Here is a 13,265-nt window from a genome sequence, read left to right on the forward strand (position 1 = left end):
AGGCTCCTTGTTATATTTATAGGTCAGTGTATCGAACAGCCGTTAGCGCCAGTGCGCCATTGGCAGTCCGGGAACAGGGGATCGAAAACTTGGCAGGCTTGTGCCTGCCAGGCTGCCGATATAAACGGTTTGAAGATCTGGCCCACCAAAGGTGACGCTGGCCATCATCGGTGCCAGCGTGCCCTTGCATGCACCCATCAGTTCAGGTGTGGTTGTGCCTTCTGCGTAGTGCTTGTCATAAATTGCCAGCGCTTCGGGGTTGCCGTCATCCAGCAAGGTCAAGACTTCACCTTCTGGTGTCAGGGCGATCAGACGCTCGGTCAGAATCAGGGTAATCCAGAGATTGCCGAAAGCATCGAAGGCAAAACCGTCCGGGTAACCACCCAAATCCGCCGGGCCGTAAATTTCCCGCTCCACTTCCTCCGCAGCATCATTGATGCGCACACGGGAAATGCGTTTGGCATTGGTTTCCACCACGTACAGCCATTCTTCATTGGCGTCGAAGCGGATTTCATTGGTACCGACAAAACCGTCGGCAACAACGCGAATGCCCTGCTCATCAATCACCCCGACATAACCGTCGGCCGTTTTTTCATTGATCGATATAGTCCACGGATTCTGGCGTGTCGTGACGGTGAACCAGATACGGCCCTTGCTATCCAACAAGCAGAAATTCATTTTGCCCAGCGGCTTGCCATCCATACTGTCAAACAGCAGCTCCGATGTGCCATCACGGGTCATACGTTCAATTGCATCGGTGCCGAAGTTGGCAATCACAATGTCACCGTTGGCATCAAAGGCGATGCCATTGGGCAAAGTGCCACCCATCATCCGATCGGCGGCAGAAGACGATTCGCTCAGACCGGCCGTTGGCTGCTGGGCAATCAAGGTTTGCTCACCATCTGCGGCGATGTGCATCACACCGCCACGGGCATCCGCCGTCCAGAGACTTCCGTCGGGTTCCGCCAGAATGCATTCCGGCCGTTGCAAGTCGTGGCCGACCATTTCAATGGCAGACCGATCGACCTGCCAGCCAATCAATGGGTTCGTCATAAAAACTCCTTACCTGAGCCTGTTGCCGCTGCTGCGGGCAGGCTGGATGAACATTCGTCGTCATTCGTCACCTGCGGCACAGTCAAGTCCAGCAGCCGAATAGCGTTATCGCGCAGTACTGCCTGACGCTCTTCTGGTGTCAAAACATTGAGCCATGGCTGGGCCATTTCACTGCCCATATCGAAGGGGTAATCCGTACCCAGCACCACCTGACCGATACCCACCTGGTCGATCAGGTGACGTAATGAATGAGGTGAAAACACCAGACTGTCGAACCAGATGTTGTTCAGGTAGTCCGCCGGTGGCTGAGACAACCCAGCGGCTTCCGGGCGCACTTCTGCTCCCCGATTGTGCCGACCACAGTACTGTGGCAAATAGCCACCACCGTGAGCAGACAAGATGCGAATATTGGGGAAACGGTCGAACAGACCGGCAAAGATCAAGCGGGAAAGCGCAATCGTACTTTCCAGTGGTTGCCCTACCAGATTGGACAGATACCAGTCCTGCAAACGGTCATCCACACGACTGGAAAACGGATGAATAAACACCAACGCACCCAGTTGTTCCGCCGCCTGCCAGAATGGCAACAAGGCCGCATCATCCAGATCCATATCATTCACACGGGTAGAAATTTCCACGCCTTTCATACCGGGCCGGGCCATCAGTTCCACCAGCTGCTCGACCGCCAGTTGCGGGTGCTGCAGGGAAACCGTACCCAGACCGACAAAACGTTCGGGCCAACGTTGGCACAGTTCGGCAATAGCGTCGTTTTGCATCGACACCAACTCGGCTGACAGCGATGTATCAGCCCAGTAAAAATATTGGGAGGGAGATGGACTGAGACACTGAATGGCAATACCGTTGGCATTCATATCAGCCAAACGGGTGTCAACGCAGGTCAATTGTTCAAACGCAGTGGGCATCATCACCTGGCGATTGTGTTCAACCGAGGCATGACCCATCGCACGCAGAAATGCCTGCTGTTCGCGCTGCATTTCCGCCATGCCGAACACCCGTTCGTTTGCCGCTGGGACAAATACATGGCAGTGCATATCAATAGCGCCGCAGACATCAAGAGAAGCTGCCTGGCTGGAATCTGACCCCAGACGACAACCGCACGAATGCAGACGGATGGAATTCAACAAACACCTCCAGCCGTTTTCAGGGTGGCGGCAGAAAGACAGGTACAGAACGGGCAAGTTTTGTTGATAGACATACTGAAAACCACTCCGATACTGTCCCGGTACAATCTGGCGGTGCCAGATATCCGATCAGGACATGCGTTATTGTTATTGTTCTAACGTCGTTCAAGTAAGAGTCTGAATCTGTTGACGTTGATAGCGCTGTTTGACGCTGATGGGGTCATACTAAGACTGGCTATACCATCCACTAAATCGTTTATTGCCATGCTTGGCATCTGCAACGCAAATACCAAAATTTACTCCCTCACCAATTCAAATGACGCCGGAATACATGAACAACCGCCCAGGAAGTGTCTGGATACATTTCGAATCACGTTTCAGTCATTTGATTTAAAAGATATTTTTAAATAATGGTAAAGCAGGCCGGCAACCTCAGAAATATCTCCTCAGCATGAAATACAAGGTCAGTCAAAATCTAACATCTGTTTCAAATCAAGGTCGTCAATCACCCACACTGCTCACCATGACACTGAAGCCATTGACTAGACCGCATCGAACCATCGACCAAATGGATTGTTGTTATTTTTTTCATCCAGCAATACGATAGTCATAAAACAATAACAACATCATAGAGGTAGCCATGCGCTTCAACCGCTTTGACCTCAACCTCCTGGTTGTTCTGGACGCGCTCTTGACTGAACGCAATATCACCCGAGCAGGTGAAAAAGTTTTTCTGAGCCAATCGGCCACCAGTGGTGCTCTGGCCCGCTTGCGTGAATACTTTGATGACCCCCTGTTGGTACAGGTCGGCCGTAAGATGGTGCTGACACCGCTGGGTGAAAGCCTGATTGTGCCGGTGCGGGAGTTGTTAATGAAAATCCAGACCACGCTCGACAGTCGTCCGGATCTTGATATCAGTCTTGTGCAACGCCAGGTCAACATGGTGATGTCGGACTACCCGGTCACCATCCTGATGCCAGAAGTGTTTCGTCTTGCAGCCGAGCAAGCACCGGGTATCCGCTTCGATACCACCGCTCCCACCAACGCTCCGATAGAAGAAATGGAACAAGGTAACGCTGACTTTCTGATGCTGCCCTCCAACTTTCTGTCACCAGACCACCCTTCTGTTGACCTATTTGAAGAAGATTTTGTCGTCGTTTGCTGGGACGGCAACCGCACCATCGACAACAATATTACCATCGACCAGTACTGTGCCCTCGGCCATGTATTGGCACGTTTTGGCTCCAAGCGGCGACCCAGCGTTGATACCTGGATGATGGAACGTGGCGGTATCGAACGTCGAGTTGAAGTCACCGTCAACACCTTCAGCGCCATTCCACAGTGCGTGGTCGGAACCCAGCGTATTGCCACCATTCACCGTCGCCTGGCTGAACAGAGAGCCCAGTTCCTGCCAATTCGTATCCTCGAAACCCCAATGGAAATTCCGTCGTTCAAATGGGGCCTGCAATGGCATGAAATGCATAATGTAGATCCGGTGAATCAATGGATTCGTGACCTGATTGTTACCTGCTCCCAGACCATTACCGCTCAATCTGACCGCTAAATCTGCTTCAGGAACCTGCTGCCAGCCGTAGTACGGGTGTTACACAACCCTGCTCAATGGACGGTCGGAATAACAGCTGTCTGGCAGCCCAATAGCTGAGCGGCTGATTGCTATTATTCACCGCCTGCTGCGGCTGCACCGGTAACTTCATCAGCAGATACCGACCATCGCTGGCGGTAATGACCGGGCTCACACCATAATCGGCCAACTGATCCAACTGCTGTGCCACCTCGCTGGGTAGCAGGTGACGCGACAATAAACGACCATTCGGATAACCATTCAGGCGTATATCTGCAAACGGCTGCTGCCATGCCTTGATGGTCGCTAACTGCTGTGCCGTCGTCTTGCCCTGTAGCTGACGGCGCACATCCGTCAGCGTTTCATCCACTTCCGACACTTCCATATTCAGTGGCCGAAACAGCCAGATTGCATATACCAGATGATGGCGTTTGATAAATTTTGTCACCGTATCTGCCGGTGCGCGCTCTCCGGCCATACCGTACTGTTGCTCAAACAGTCGATTTGCCAGCAACTCGGTATTAAATAGCCAATGATGCATTGCCTCGCTCTGGTACATGCGCGTCAATTGCATCAAATATTCTCTGCCCCCTCCGTAGCGTCTGATATTTTGCAACCGTTGCTGCTGATATGCCTGCTCATCATGCTCATTCACCCGAATGCCAGATTGGCTGGCCAGCTGGCGCAAATAACGCTGCTGACACATGTAACTGGCCATTTGCTGATTCAACTCGGGCAAGGATTCGTGATCGTCGGGTCGCAGCTTTTCAAGTTGACCCTGCTGGCGATTAACAAATCGCTGCCAGAACCGAGCTTCGTCGAGATAAACTGGCTGATCATTGACCCAGCCCCACAATGGAAAGACAGGATTTGGCTCAGCATTTGAGTCGCAAATAACACCCAACGTCAGACCAAGCAACAACAAGCCCGCTATCCATGACCTTCTCATTGACACCCTCCTGTGATACATAGAAAACCGGCAGAGCAGGGATGCACTCAATGCATTCCCTACCCTGCACATATGATCAATCAGTACTGGCTACTTGAAGCGTCACATCGCTGAAGGTACCTGCGGCAATCGGCGTAGCGACACCGCCCACCAGCATCGTCAACGTTGCTCCATCCGCTGCGGCAATGGACGCGCCGTCGGCAATTGTCAGGCCAGTAAGGTAGGAGGTTGCACTCACGATCCAGCTGGAACTGCCATCAATGGAGACCGTCAGGCCATAATCCTCGCCAGTTGCAGCGTATTCATTGACCACCTGACCAATGTAGTAGTACTGCTCGGCGGTGACATCCGAAGCAGCCAGACCATCAGCAGCAAACTGGAAAGAAGTATTGGCGGTGGTAATCGCCCCGGTCAGAGAAACATTGGCCAGCGAAACTGCCAGATCACCCCAGGCGGTATTGCCGTTGATGATATCGCCGGTCAGCGCCATATTACTGAAAGAGGCAGACGCCGCTGAGCCAGGCTCCCCCGCCAGCTCCGGGAAGGATTCCAGGAATACCGCAAAATAAGGGTCATCATTGGCCATCAGTTGCAAAATAATGCCGTCTTCGGAGTTCAAGGTCGCGTTATCCACTTCAATCGTCGGGAAACTACCCTTAGCTTGAATAATCGCCTCTCCGGTATTAAAAACACTGCCACGCTCAATACGCAGAGTACCGTTACCGTTGGAGTGAGCCATCACACCAAAACGATCTGAGTTCACCACCGTACCATCAGTAAAAATACCAGAACCTTCAGCAGCCATAATCAGGCCATAGTCGTTCACATTGATGGTACAACCACTAAAAGTATCAATGGCATCACCAATAGAATAAGCCCCATAACCACTTTCGACGGTTTCCAGTGTCGAGTCGATACAATACAGACGCACAGATTCTGTATCATCAGTGGACAACGCTCCCCACCCCTGAGCTTTCACTGTGGAGTTGATGTAGTAGGCTGTGGCATTGCCCACCAGATTGGTAGCCCGGACGTTACCGGTCAGACCCAGCATCCAAGGCACCTCCATCATTTCGCCCAGCGCCACGGTAAATTCGTAATCGTCTGGCAGTGTGCCGTTCTCTACTTCAATCGAGCTGTTATTCACCCTCATGGTGCTATTACCGCCAGCAAAGACAGCGGTACGTATCGCCCCATGCGTATTAATAGTGGTATTGTCAACGGTCACATTGGCATAGCCACCGGCATAGAGCGCTGAACCAAAACCAGCAAAATCATTACCGCCGTTGCCGCTAAAGTCGACGGTTAGTCCATCGATGCTGTAGTCAAATGTATCCGTATTATCTGCACTACTGGTCACCATGACACCGTTAAAATTCTCTCCAACCGAGGTGATACTGCCACCCGTCAGAGTGGTATCGGTTACGTCACTATCCACCAGTGCAGCATTCACCGATTTGCTGGCAATATAAGCACCATCTTCCACATAAACGGCAGTACGGAATTCGTGTGGTTCAAGTTCACCGTAAGTAATGGCAATCTTGCTGGTCGGTGTCAGCACAACATCGCCACTGTAACGACTGTCGGCCTCAATCGGTGTTTCCACGCCATCAACGGTCAGCGTCAAACTATAGCCATCAGCCGTAGCAAGACTGGCACCAGTGGCTAGCGTCAGTGACGACAAACTGGTGGTTTCAGCAATTTGATAACTACTATCCGCTTCGACTGAAAGCTCTGCGGCACTGGCCGTATTGGTGTCATCGTCACCGCCACAGGCGGTTAAAAACGGGGCAGCTGCAACCGGTAACAGACAAGAAACGGAGCGAACAAAACACCACAGTGGTTTGAGGTTAGCCATCATATTTGATCCCTTTATTTATTATGTTTATTGTCGTGACGCCCACGAATTGGGTGAACGCACCGACAGAACATACGGAGCGCCCGAGGGATCAGTACAATGGCTAGTCGCAATGGTTTGTATCCCGTTTGGCAATAGGGAGCATTACAGGTCAGAGGTGTAAAAAAGCGTCAGCCAAGACAGTAGAAAAACTGACCTTCCTGACAACCCACTCGCGCTATCAAACCTGAAATTCACCAGCAACCCTTACCGTATGGGGACATCTATTTAATCCGGTGCTCACTCTGGGCTACCGGATGGTTTCGAATCACGAAGCCGACTTGCAGGCCTGACGGGTCACGTCAAACGTCGGCGACACCGAGTCGAGACCATCCGGCAGCCCCCGCAGGGCGCGGGTTGCCGCCGTCCAGTGCGGTGTTGACGAATGTGAAAAGGACGCGTCATTTCGCTGCATTCGCCGCCTTGCCCTGAACAACGGCAACACTCGCGCAGAGCCGTGCAGGATTAAATAGATGCCCCCTATCGCTTACACCAATGACTGCAATTGCTACAAACCATGGGTCTGGCAGCAGCCTCTGCTCGCCTCTATATTGCATCATGACCCGCGTCATTGTTGCGAGGCACTCGGACTGGCTCATCCTCCCGACCGGATAACCATCCAGCAAACCCATGATTGCCATAGCTATAAACCATTTATATGGATACCTCTAGCCTCCTTAGACTGACATTTATCGTCTCGGCCCCTGCGAGTGACATACCGCCCGGCTGCTGACGTCAAGAATAATGACAACAAGGTAATGCCCATGAACATCACTGGCCTAGATAGCCTGGTGTTTGGCGTCGACGATGTCGAAGCCTGCAACCAGTACCTGACCGACTACGGTCTTAGCCCCAAAGACGTGTCTGCCGCTGGCGGCACCTTCGAAGCGCTCGACGGCACCTCTGTGGTGATTCGCCACAAGGACGATCCGTCATTGCCACCGGCTCTGCCGACCGGCTCAATGCTGCGCAAAACGATCCACGGCGTGGCCGACCAGGCCACTCTGAGTGCCATTGCCGAAGAATTGGGCAAGGATCGCGACGTCCGTCATCTCGATGATGGCTCCATTGAAGCCGAAGACGATATGGGTTTTACCCTCGGCTTCCAGCTATCAATACGCCAGCCGATCAGTATTCCGGCCGAAAAAATCAACGCCCCTGGTGACGAACCGGGCCGTCCGGTCAATGTGATCGGGGCTGACGAGTCGGTAGGAATCAAGCTGCGTTCATTGTCGCACGTGGTGTACTTCGTCCCGGATAGCAAAAAAGCCGAGAAGTTTTACATCGAACGACTGGGTTTTCGCGTTGCCGACCGCTTTACCAACCTGGGGCCATTCCTGCGCCCACAAGGCACCCTCGATCACCACACCCTGTTTTTGGTGAATACCCCACCGGAGATGCAAGGTGTAGAACACTTCACCTTCCACCTGGGCGGCCCGAACGAATTACTGCTGGCAGGCAAACGCTTCCAGGACAAAGGCTATGAGTCCTTCTGGGGCCCAGGCCGCCACATCTACGGCTCCAACTGGTTTTGGTACTTCAATAGTCCAATGGGCGTTCATGTTGAATACGACGCCGATATGGATCTCCATGACGACAGCTGGACAGCTCGGGAAATCGACGCCAGTGCCGATGCCTCGCAGATATTCAACTTCACTCTGGTCGATAAGTGGATGCCCGGCGGCGACCCACACTGATCTCCAGGGCGATGAGTAACTGGATAAAGCTAGGCCATCTCAACGACATTGACGATGGCTGTGCTCGGGGATTTGACCCGCACCAGCTTGGACGAGACAGCCTGTTTGTATTACGCAAAGGCGACCGATTGCTGGGCTATCGAAATGCCTGCCCTCACCGGGGCTATGAAGGCACCTCGATGGCCTGGCGCAAGGATCGGTTTCTCAACAAGGCAGGCACTCGCATTATTTGCGGTGCCCACGGTGCACAGTTTGATACTGAAACCGGCGAGTGTCTGATTGGACCTTGCCCTGGGCAGTCGCTGGAAAAAGTTATCCTGCGACTGACTGAAACAGGTGAGCTGTATTTGCAGCAAACTCCGGACAACGAACAAGAACAATACTGAGGGATTCACCATGACCCTGCCCGCACAGAAGATTCTGATTATCGGTGGCGGCTTTACCGGCATGTCTGCCGCCATCCTGCTGAAGCAGCTCGGCGCTGACGTTGAACTGGTCGAAATCGACCCCAACTGGCGCACCGATGGCGCTGGCATTACCGTCAGTGGCCCGTCGCTGCGCGCCATTGAAGCCATTGGCGTGCTGCCACAATTCAAGGCACAAGGTGCTATTACCGAAGGCGTTAAAATATTCAACGCCGAGGGAATGCAGATCAAGGAAATCCAGACACCTGCCGTGCCCAATTCCTCTATCGTTGGCGGTGGTGGCATCATGCGGCCGGTTCTGGCGCGCATTCTTGGTGAAGCCACCAAAGCGCAGGGGGTCGATGTCCATCTCGGCGTCACCTTCACCCGCATTAAAGAGATCGATGAACAGGTGCATGTCACCTTCAGCGACGGTCGCTCCGGCCAATACGACCTGGTGCTGGGCACCGACGGCGTCTTTTCACAAGTACGCCAGGCCCTCTTTGAAGATGCCCCCACGCCACAGTACACCGGCCAGGGCGTATGGCGTGCAGTGATTCCTCGCGGCGACGTCTCCTGTGCGATGCAGTACCTCGGCCCCAAAGGCAAGGTCGGCTTTACCCCGGTATCCGATACCGAAATGTACCTGTACTACACCGAAGCGCGTCCAACCATGGACAAGTTTTTTGAAGCACACGAACTGGTGCCACACCTGAGCAGCTTGCTGGAACAGTTCAGCGCCCCTGAGGTTGTGAAAATTCGTGAAGGACTGGGAGCGTCGTCGCAGATCATCTATCGCCCGTTGGAAGGCATGCTGATGCCACGCCCATGGTACAAGGGCCGCGTATTACTGATGGGTGACTGTGTTCACGCCACCACTCCACACCTGGCTTCTGGCGCTGGTATGGGTCATGAAGATGCCGTGGTACTGGCCGATGAATTCAAGAATGGTGGCACCGTTCACGAAGTCATTGAACGCTTCCAGAACCGGCGCTGGGAACGCTGCCGCATGATCGTCACCAACTCTGGCCGCCTCGGCGAGATAGAAAAAACAGGTGGCCCGAAAGAAGAACACATGCAGATCATGGGCATTTCCATGGCAGGCTTGCTGGCGCCAATTTGACCCCAGCAGATTCAGAGTTTTACACCCTTAGTCGTTGGTAACGGCTACTTTTATGGCACGCCCCTCGCGTGCCTTTTTTTATTTGCAGATCTCGTAAGCTGGCATCACCTGCACGGTACACGACAAACACAGTTAGTGCCGCTAGCGCCGCAAGATCCGGCACAGGAAACAAGCGAATTACTGCAGCACCACCCGCTCCGGTTGTTTCATACCGCTTGCCAGCCACTGGCTCCAGTGCAATTTGAACGCAGCTACGCTGCCAATATAGTGCTTGTCGAGCAAGTAATAAGAACGCAGCCGCTCACCGCGTTTGTAATCCTGCAACAGCCGGGTGACGCAAGCTCGGCCATAAGACGTACTCAATAACCGGTACACCAGCTGTCCGGCCATTGCCTGATTAGGGCCAGATTCCAGCCGCGCCTGCCACTCGTCACCGGGAATTTCGACAAACGCCAGCACATCCATGGCCTGATCCCGGTAGTGGTCGAGCACTGCCCGATTCATTTGGTGGGCGTTGATCACAAAACGATTATCAGCCCAAGAGAGCGTCTCCATTTGCTCCGCAACTCCCTCGTTCAACCACAATGGCAAACGACTGGCGAGGGAATCCATAATCGCGTGACTAACTTCGTGGCGGATGGTGTTATAGGTGTTTTCTATGCCACCCAGTTCTGACGGCTGCAGATACACGGCAATCTCGTTACTGACCGGCAGGTAAATGCCTAGCGAAGGTGGAAACGGCCCGGCAACATGCGCCGAGACATAACGCTGATAACTGCCAACGTCGGGAAAGACATGAATCGACACCGGCACCTGCCGGAAAAAATCAAAATACAGCACCTGGTCATAAAAGCGGTAAACCCAGTTTACCTCGCGTTGAATACGCGCCTGATCAAGCGGTTGCTGTGGTAAAGATGCCAGTCCTGCTTCGTAGAACACCTGAATAGCAAACGGCTGCCAGCCTTGGCCCACCTCAATATCCAGCTGTTCGGCGTGATCCGTCGTTGCCGGTCGATCACCAAAATGCACCTTGCCCTGAGCATCAACCCAGCGATACACATTGCCAGCAGCGGCGTTATTCGTTGCCAGTAAACCCACCAGCACAACCACCAATCCAAGCAATAGCCCGCGTAAACACGACAGGTAGCAATCACCCGAGTTTTCTATCCGCATCCTGCTCCCCGCTCCTGACGACCAGTATTCGTCGTTTATAAATCCTACAACTGCGCCATTACCAACTTGATCGCCAAGCCGATAAAGACCGCCCCGGAAATTCCGTTCAGCCAGCGTTGCCCCACGGCGGATTGCAGCCATCGCCCGCCAAGCACATCTGCCAACAGCGCCATAGCAGCAAAAACCACCAGCGACACCAGCAAAAAAATGCCTGCCAATAGCACCAGTTGCACACTGACAGAACCCGCTGCGGGGTTGGCAAACTGCGGCAAGAAAGCCAGAAAAAAGATAAATACTTTCGGGTTGCTGATATTCATCGCCAAGCCGCGCCAGTACAGAGAACCTTCCTGTCCGTTCAGCGCCTGCGCCACCCCACCCCGCCTTGCCGCCATCAAAGAAGCCCAGCCCAGCCATAACAAATAGCTGGCACCAAGCAGCTTTAATGCCGTCATTGCCAGCGGTAACGCCTGTAATACCGATGCCACACCCAGCACCACCAATGCGGTATGACCAAACAACCCGGTACATAACCCCAGGGTAATCATCACCCCGCTACGCCAACCATGGGCAGCCGAACGTGCCACGACGTACAGATTGTCTGGTCCCGGTGCCAGAGCCAGCAATACCGACGTCAAGGTAAACGTAATCAGTGTATCAACCGCGATCATCCAAAATTCCTGTCAGCCTGGGCGGCAACAGTGTGTCAGTTTTGACACTCGGCTGCGAGCTTGCTAAAAGCTGCAATAACAGACTGATGCAACGCAACAGCACCGATGGAACCTGAGCTTGACAGTCACGCTCCAAGCGGTAGAACACTCTCCGATACGCGCTCACGTGAAGCGCAACGAACGAATATGTCCAAGAAGGCCCAGATGCTAAAAAAACTGCTCAAACGATTCACCGAAGACAATCAGCCCGCCGCCGACAAACACACTCTCGACCTGTCTGCCGCCGCCCTGCTGGTGGAAGTCATGCGCGCCGACCATAGCATCGACGCTGACGAACAACATGAACTCAGCCAGGTACTGGATGAACTGTTTCAGCTCACAGCCAATGAAATCAGTGAACTGCTGCAACAAGCTGAACACGTCAGTGAACAGGCCTCCGACCTGTTCCAGTTTACCGATGTCGTGCACAAACATTTTTCGACGGAACAGAAATTCGACCTGTTGACCGGCCTCTGGCGGATTGCCTACGCCAGTGCCGGGATCGACAAGTACGAAGAACACATCATCCGTCGTATTGCCGAATTGCTGTACATGCCACACAGTGAATTTATTCGCGCCAAACTGATCGCCAGACCCGAATTGTGATAACCGAACTGGTCTCCCGCTTTGAACAACTGCAACAGGCGTTAGGGCTGCTGGCACAACACCTGTCCGAGACACAACCAGCGCATTGGCTACCATTGCAAGACAGCGAAATAGCCCTGGGTCTGCAGCCGTTAACCCTGGCCAACGACCTGCTGACCGACCTCTGGTATCGCGATCAGCAGGATGGACGCGAAACCCGCTCCCGTCATGGCCTGATTCTCGCCGATGAACAGAGCCGCAGCCTGATTGCCACGATCAATCAGGCCAAGGATGAATTTCGAGCCGCCGTCCAGCTGGAAAAACAGGATCTGCCCCGCTGGAAAGAAAGCTATCGCCGCTTGGGTGAACAACCGTCATCCCTGCGCAACAAGCTGGCAATTGCCGGCCTGACACGGGTGCACCTGAAACAGTGTTTCCGCCATATTCCCTTACTGGAGCAGGCCCCCCGCAAAGTCGGCTTCAGCTGGTACGTCAACGGTCGCAGTATCAAAAAACTCACCCTGAGTCAGGCAGAATCACTGCTGCTCGAACTGGGTGAACACAAGCCTCATATCCAGATCCAGCTGCAACAACTGGGTAAATTGTCACCCGCCACCCTGCTGGCCCAGACCCAGACTCTGGCCCCGGTGGTACGTGCCAATCTGGTGTATGGCAGTGGCGATGCCACCAAACGCAAGGCCATGAGTGTTTCCTTGCCGCTGTTTATTCCCGACACCCAATCAGCGTTACCCGAACACAACCGCATCAGCTCCGATCCCCCCCCTGGACGAACCCGCCAGGCCCGTGGCGATCAACGCATCAGCGACGAACCGTTTTTGCCCAGTATTCGCGCCTATCTTTACCACTGACGGTTGGTTCTATTACGAACCAGCTGACGCTCTCACCGACCAACCCCTGACGGGTTTCAGCCAAAATGCTAGACTGCCGGCTTC

Annotated in this window: 13 protein-coding genes; 6 read left to right on the forward strand and 7 right to left on the reverse strand. The window is 53.7% G+C overall.

What is annotated here, in order from left to right:
* Positions 1–42: 42 nt before the first annotated feature.
* Both WG929_RS16725 and WG929_RS16730 read right to left on the reverse strand, forming a co-directional pair.
* A complete protein-coding gene (locus WG929_RS16725) occupies positions 43–1,053 on the reverse strand; it encodes an SMP-30/gluconolactonase/LRE family protein (RefSeq protein WP_369854655.1) in 1,011 nt (336 codons plus the stop codon).
* Complete coding sequence (locus tag WG929_RS16730; protein ID WP_416207008.1) at positions 1,050–2,195, reverse strand: amidohydrolase family protein; 1,146 nt, start codon at positions 2,193–2,195, stop codon at positions 1,050–1,052. The genes WG929_RS16725 and WG929_RS16730 overlap by 4 nt, the downstream gene beginning before the upstream one ends.
* Before the next feature lie 640 nt (positions 2,196–2,835).
* Here WG929_RS16730 and WG929_RS16735 point away from each other — a divergent pair.
* The gene (locus WG929_RS16735; protein ID WP_369854657.1) at positions 2,836–3,759 is read left to right on the forward strand and encodes a LysR family transcriptional regulator; all 924 of its coding nucleotides are present in this window, start codon (positions 2,836–2,838) and stop codon (positions 3,757–3,759) included.
* A 7-nt stretch (positions 3,760–3,766) separates the two neighbouring features.
* Here WG929_RS16735 and WG929_RS16740 read toward each other — a convergent pair whose 3' ends face one another.
* From WG929_RS16740 to WG929_RS16750, 3 genes are all read right to left on the reverse strand, one after another.
* The gene (locus WG929_RS16740) at positions 3,767–4,726 is read right to left on the reverse strand and encodes a hypothetical protein (RefSeq protein WP_416207009.1); all 960 of its coding nucleotides are present in this window, start codon (positions 4,724–4,726) and stop codon (positions 3,767–3,769) included.
* Positions 4,727–4,802: 76 nt separating this feature from the next.
* Positions 4,803–6,587: a hypothetical protein gene (locus tag WG929_RS16745; RefSeq protein WP_369854659.1), complete on the reverse strand. Its 1,785-nt coding sequence runs from the start codon at positions 6,585–6,587 to the stop codon at positions 4,803–4,805.
* 304 nt (positions 6,588–6,891) lie between these two features.
* On the reverse strand, positions 6,892–7,038 hold the full coding sequence (locus WG929_RS16750; protein ID WP_369854660.1) for a hypothetical protein: 147 nt from the start codon (positions 7,036–7,038) through the stop codon (positions 6,892–6,894).
* 349 nt (positions 7,039–7,387) lie between these two features.
* On the opposite strand from WG929_RS16750, the gene WG929_RS16755 reads away from it, so the two are divergent.
* Genes WG929_RS16755 through WG929_RS16765 form a run of 3 tightly spaced genes read left to right on the forward strand, consistent with a single transcriptional unit; the run spans position 7,388 to position 9,847 of the window.
* The gene (locus WG929_RS16755) at positions 7,388–8,320 is read left to right on the forward strand and encodes a VOC family protein (RefSeq protein ID WP_416207010.1); all 933 of its coding nucleotides are present in this window, start codon (positions 7,388–7,390) and stop codon (positions 8,318–8,320) included.
* A gap of 11 nt (positions 8,321–8,331) precedes the next feature.
* A complete protein-coding gene (locus WG929_RS16760) occupies positions 8,332–8,706 on the forward strand; it encodes a Rieske (2Fe-2S) protein (RefSeq protein ID WP_369854662.1) in 375 nt (124 codons plus the stop codon).
* Between the two features lie 10 nt (positions 8,707–8,716).
* Positions 8,717–9,847 carry an FAD-dependent oxidoreductase gene (locus tag WG929_RS16765; protein WP_416207011.1) on the forward strand — a complete coding sequence of 377 codons (1,131 nt, stop codon included), beginning with the start codon at positions 8,717–8,719 and terminating at the stop codon, positions 9,845–9,847.
* Between the two features lie 177 nt (positions 9,848–10,024).
* Here the strand turns inward: WG929_RS16765 and WG929_RS16770 are convergent, their stop codons facing one another.
* Complete coding sequence (locus tag WG929_RS16770; protein ID WP_416207012.1) at positions 10,025–11,020, reverse strand: DUF4124 domain-containing protein; 996 nt, start codon at positions 11,018–11,020, stop codon at positions 10,025–10,027.
* A 44-nt stretch (positions 11,021–11,064) separates the two neighbouring features.
* Positions 11,065–11,688 carry a LysE family translocator gene (locus WG929_RS16775; RefSeq protein ID WP_416207013.1) on the reverse strand — a complete coding sequence of 208 codons (624 nt, stop codon included), beginning with the start codon at positions 11,686–11,688 and terminating at the stop codon, positions 11,065–11,067.
* 186 nt (positions 11,689–11,874) lie between these two features.
* Between WG929_RS16775 and WG929_RS16780 the strand changes: the two genes are divergently transcribed.
* Together WG929_RS16780 and WG929_RS16785 are read left to right on the forward strand one after the other, a co-directional pair.
* Positions 11,875–12,333, forward strand: a complete 459-nt coding sequence (locus WG929_RS16780; protein WP_416207014.1) for a tellurite resistance TerB family protein — start codon at positions 11,875–11,877, stop codon at positions 12,331–12,333.
* Positions 12,330–13,181 carry a DNA replication terminus site-binding protein gene (locus tag WG929_RS16785; RefSeq protein WP_416207015.1) on the forward strand — a complete coding sequence of 284 codons (852 nt, stop codon included), beginning with the start codon at positions 12,330–12,332 and terminating at the stop codon, positions 13,179–13,181. The genes WG929_RS16780 and WG929_RS16785 overlap by 4 nt, the downstream gene beginning before the upstream one ends.
* Positions 13,182–13,265 lie beyond the last annotated feature (84 nt).

The organism is Oceanobacter antarcticus, assembly GCF_044962685.1.
Taxonomy (GTDB): domain Bacteria; phylum Pseudomonadota; class Gammaproteobacteria; order Pseudomonadales; family Oceanobacteraceae; genus Oceanobacter; species Oceanobacter antarcticus.

Bases quoted from the DNA above. Each gene is read 5' to 3' on its own strand.
- WG929_RS16775 (WP_416207013.1), bottom strand. From the start codon at position 11,688: ATGATCGCGGTTGATACACTGATTACGTTTACCTTGACGTCGGTATTG.
- WG929_RS16755 (WP_416207010.1), top strand. From the start codon at position 7,388: ATGAACATCACTGGCCTAGATAGCCTGGTGTTTGGCGTCGACGATGTC.
- WG929_RS16780 (WP_416207014.1), top strand. From the start codon at position 11,875: ATGTCCAAGAAGGCCCAGATGCTAAAAAAACTGCTCAAACGATTCACC.
- WG929_RS16765 (WP_416207011.1), top strand. From the start codon at position 8,717: ATGACCCTGCCCGCACAGAAGATTCTGATTATCGGTGGCGGCTTTACC.
- WG929_RS16750 (WP_369854660.1), bottom strand. From the start codon at position 7,038: ATGCAGCGAAATGACGCGTCCTTTTCACATTCGTCAACACCGCACTGG.
- WG929_RS16725 (WP_369854655.1), bottom strand. From the start codon at position 1,053: ATGACGAACCCATTGATTGGCTGGCAGGTCGATCGGTCTGCCATTGAA.
- WG929_RS16735 (WP_369854657.1), top strand. From the start codon at position 2,836: ATGCGCTTCAACCGCTTTGACCTCAACCTCCTGGTTGTTCTGGACGCG.
- WG929_RS16745 (WP_369854659.1), bottom strand. From the start codon at position 6,587: ATGATGGCTAACCTCAAACCACTGTGGTGTTTTGTTCGCTCCGTTTCT.
- WG929_RS16740 (WP_416207009.1), bottom strand. From the start codon at position 4,726: ATGAGAAGGTCATGGATAGCGGGCTTGTTGTTGCTTGGTCTGACGTTG.
- WG929_RS16760 (WP_369854662.1), top strand. From the start codon at position 8,332: ATGAGTAACTGGATAAAGCTAGGCCATCTCAACGACATTGACGATGGC.
- WG929_RS16770 (WP_416207012.1), bottom strand. From the start codon at position 11,020: ATGCGGATAGAAAACTCGGGTGATTGCTACCTGTCGTGTTTACGCGGG.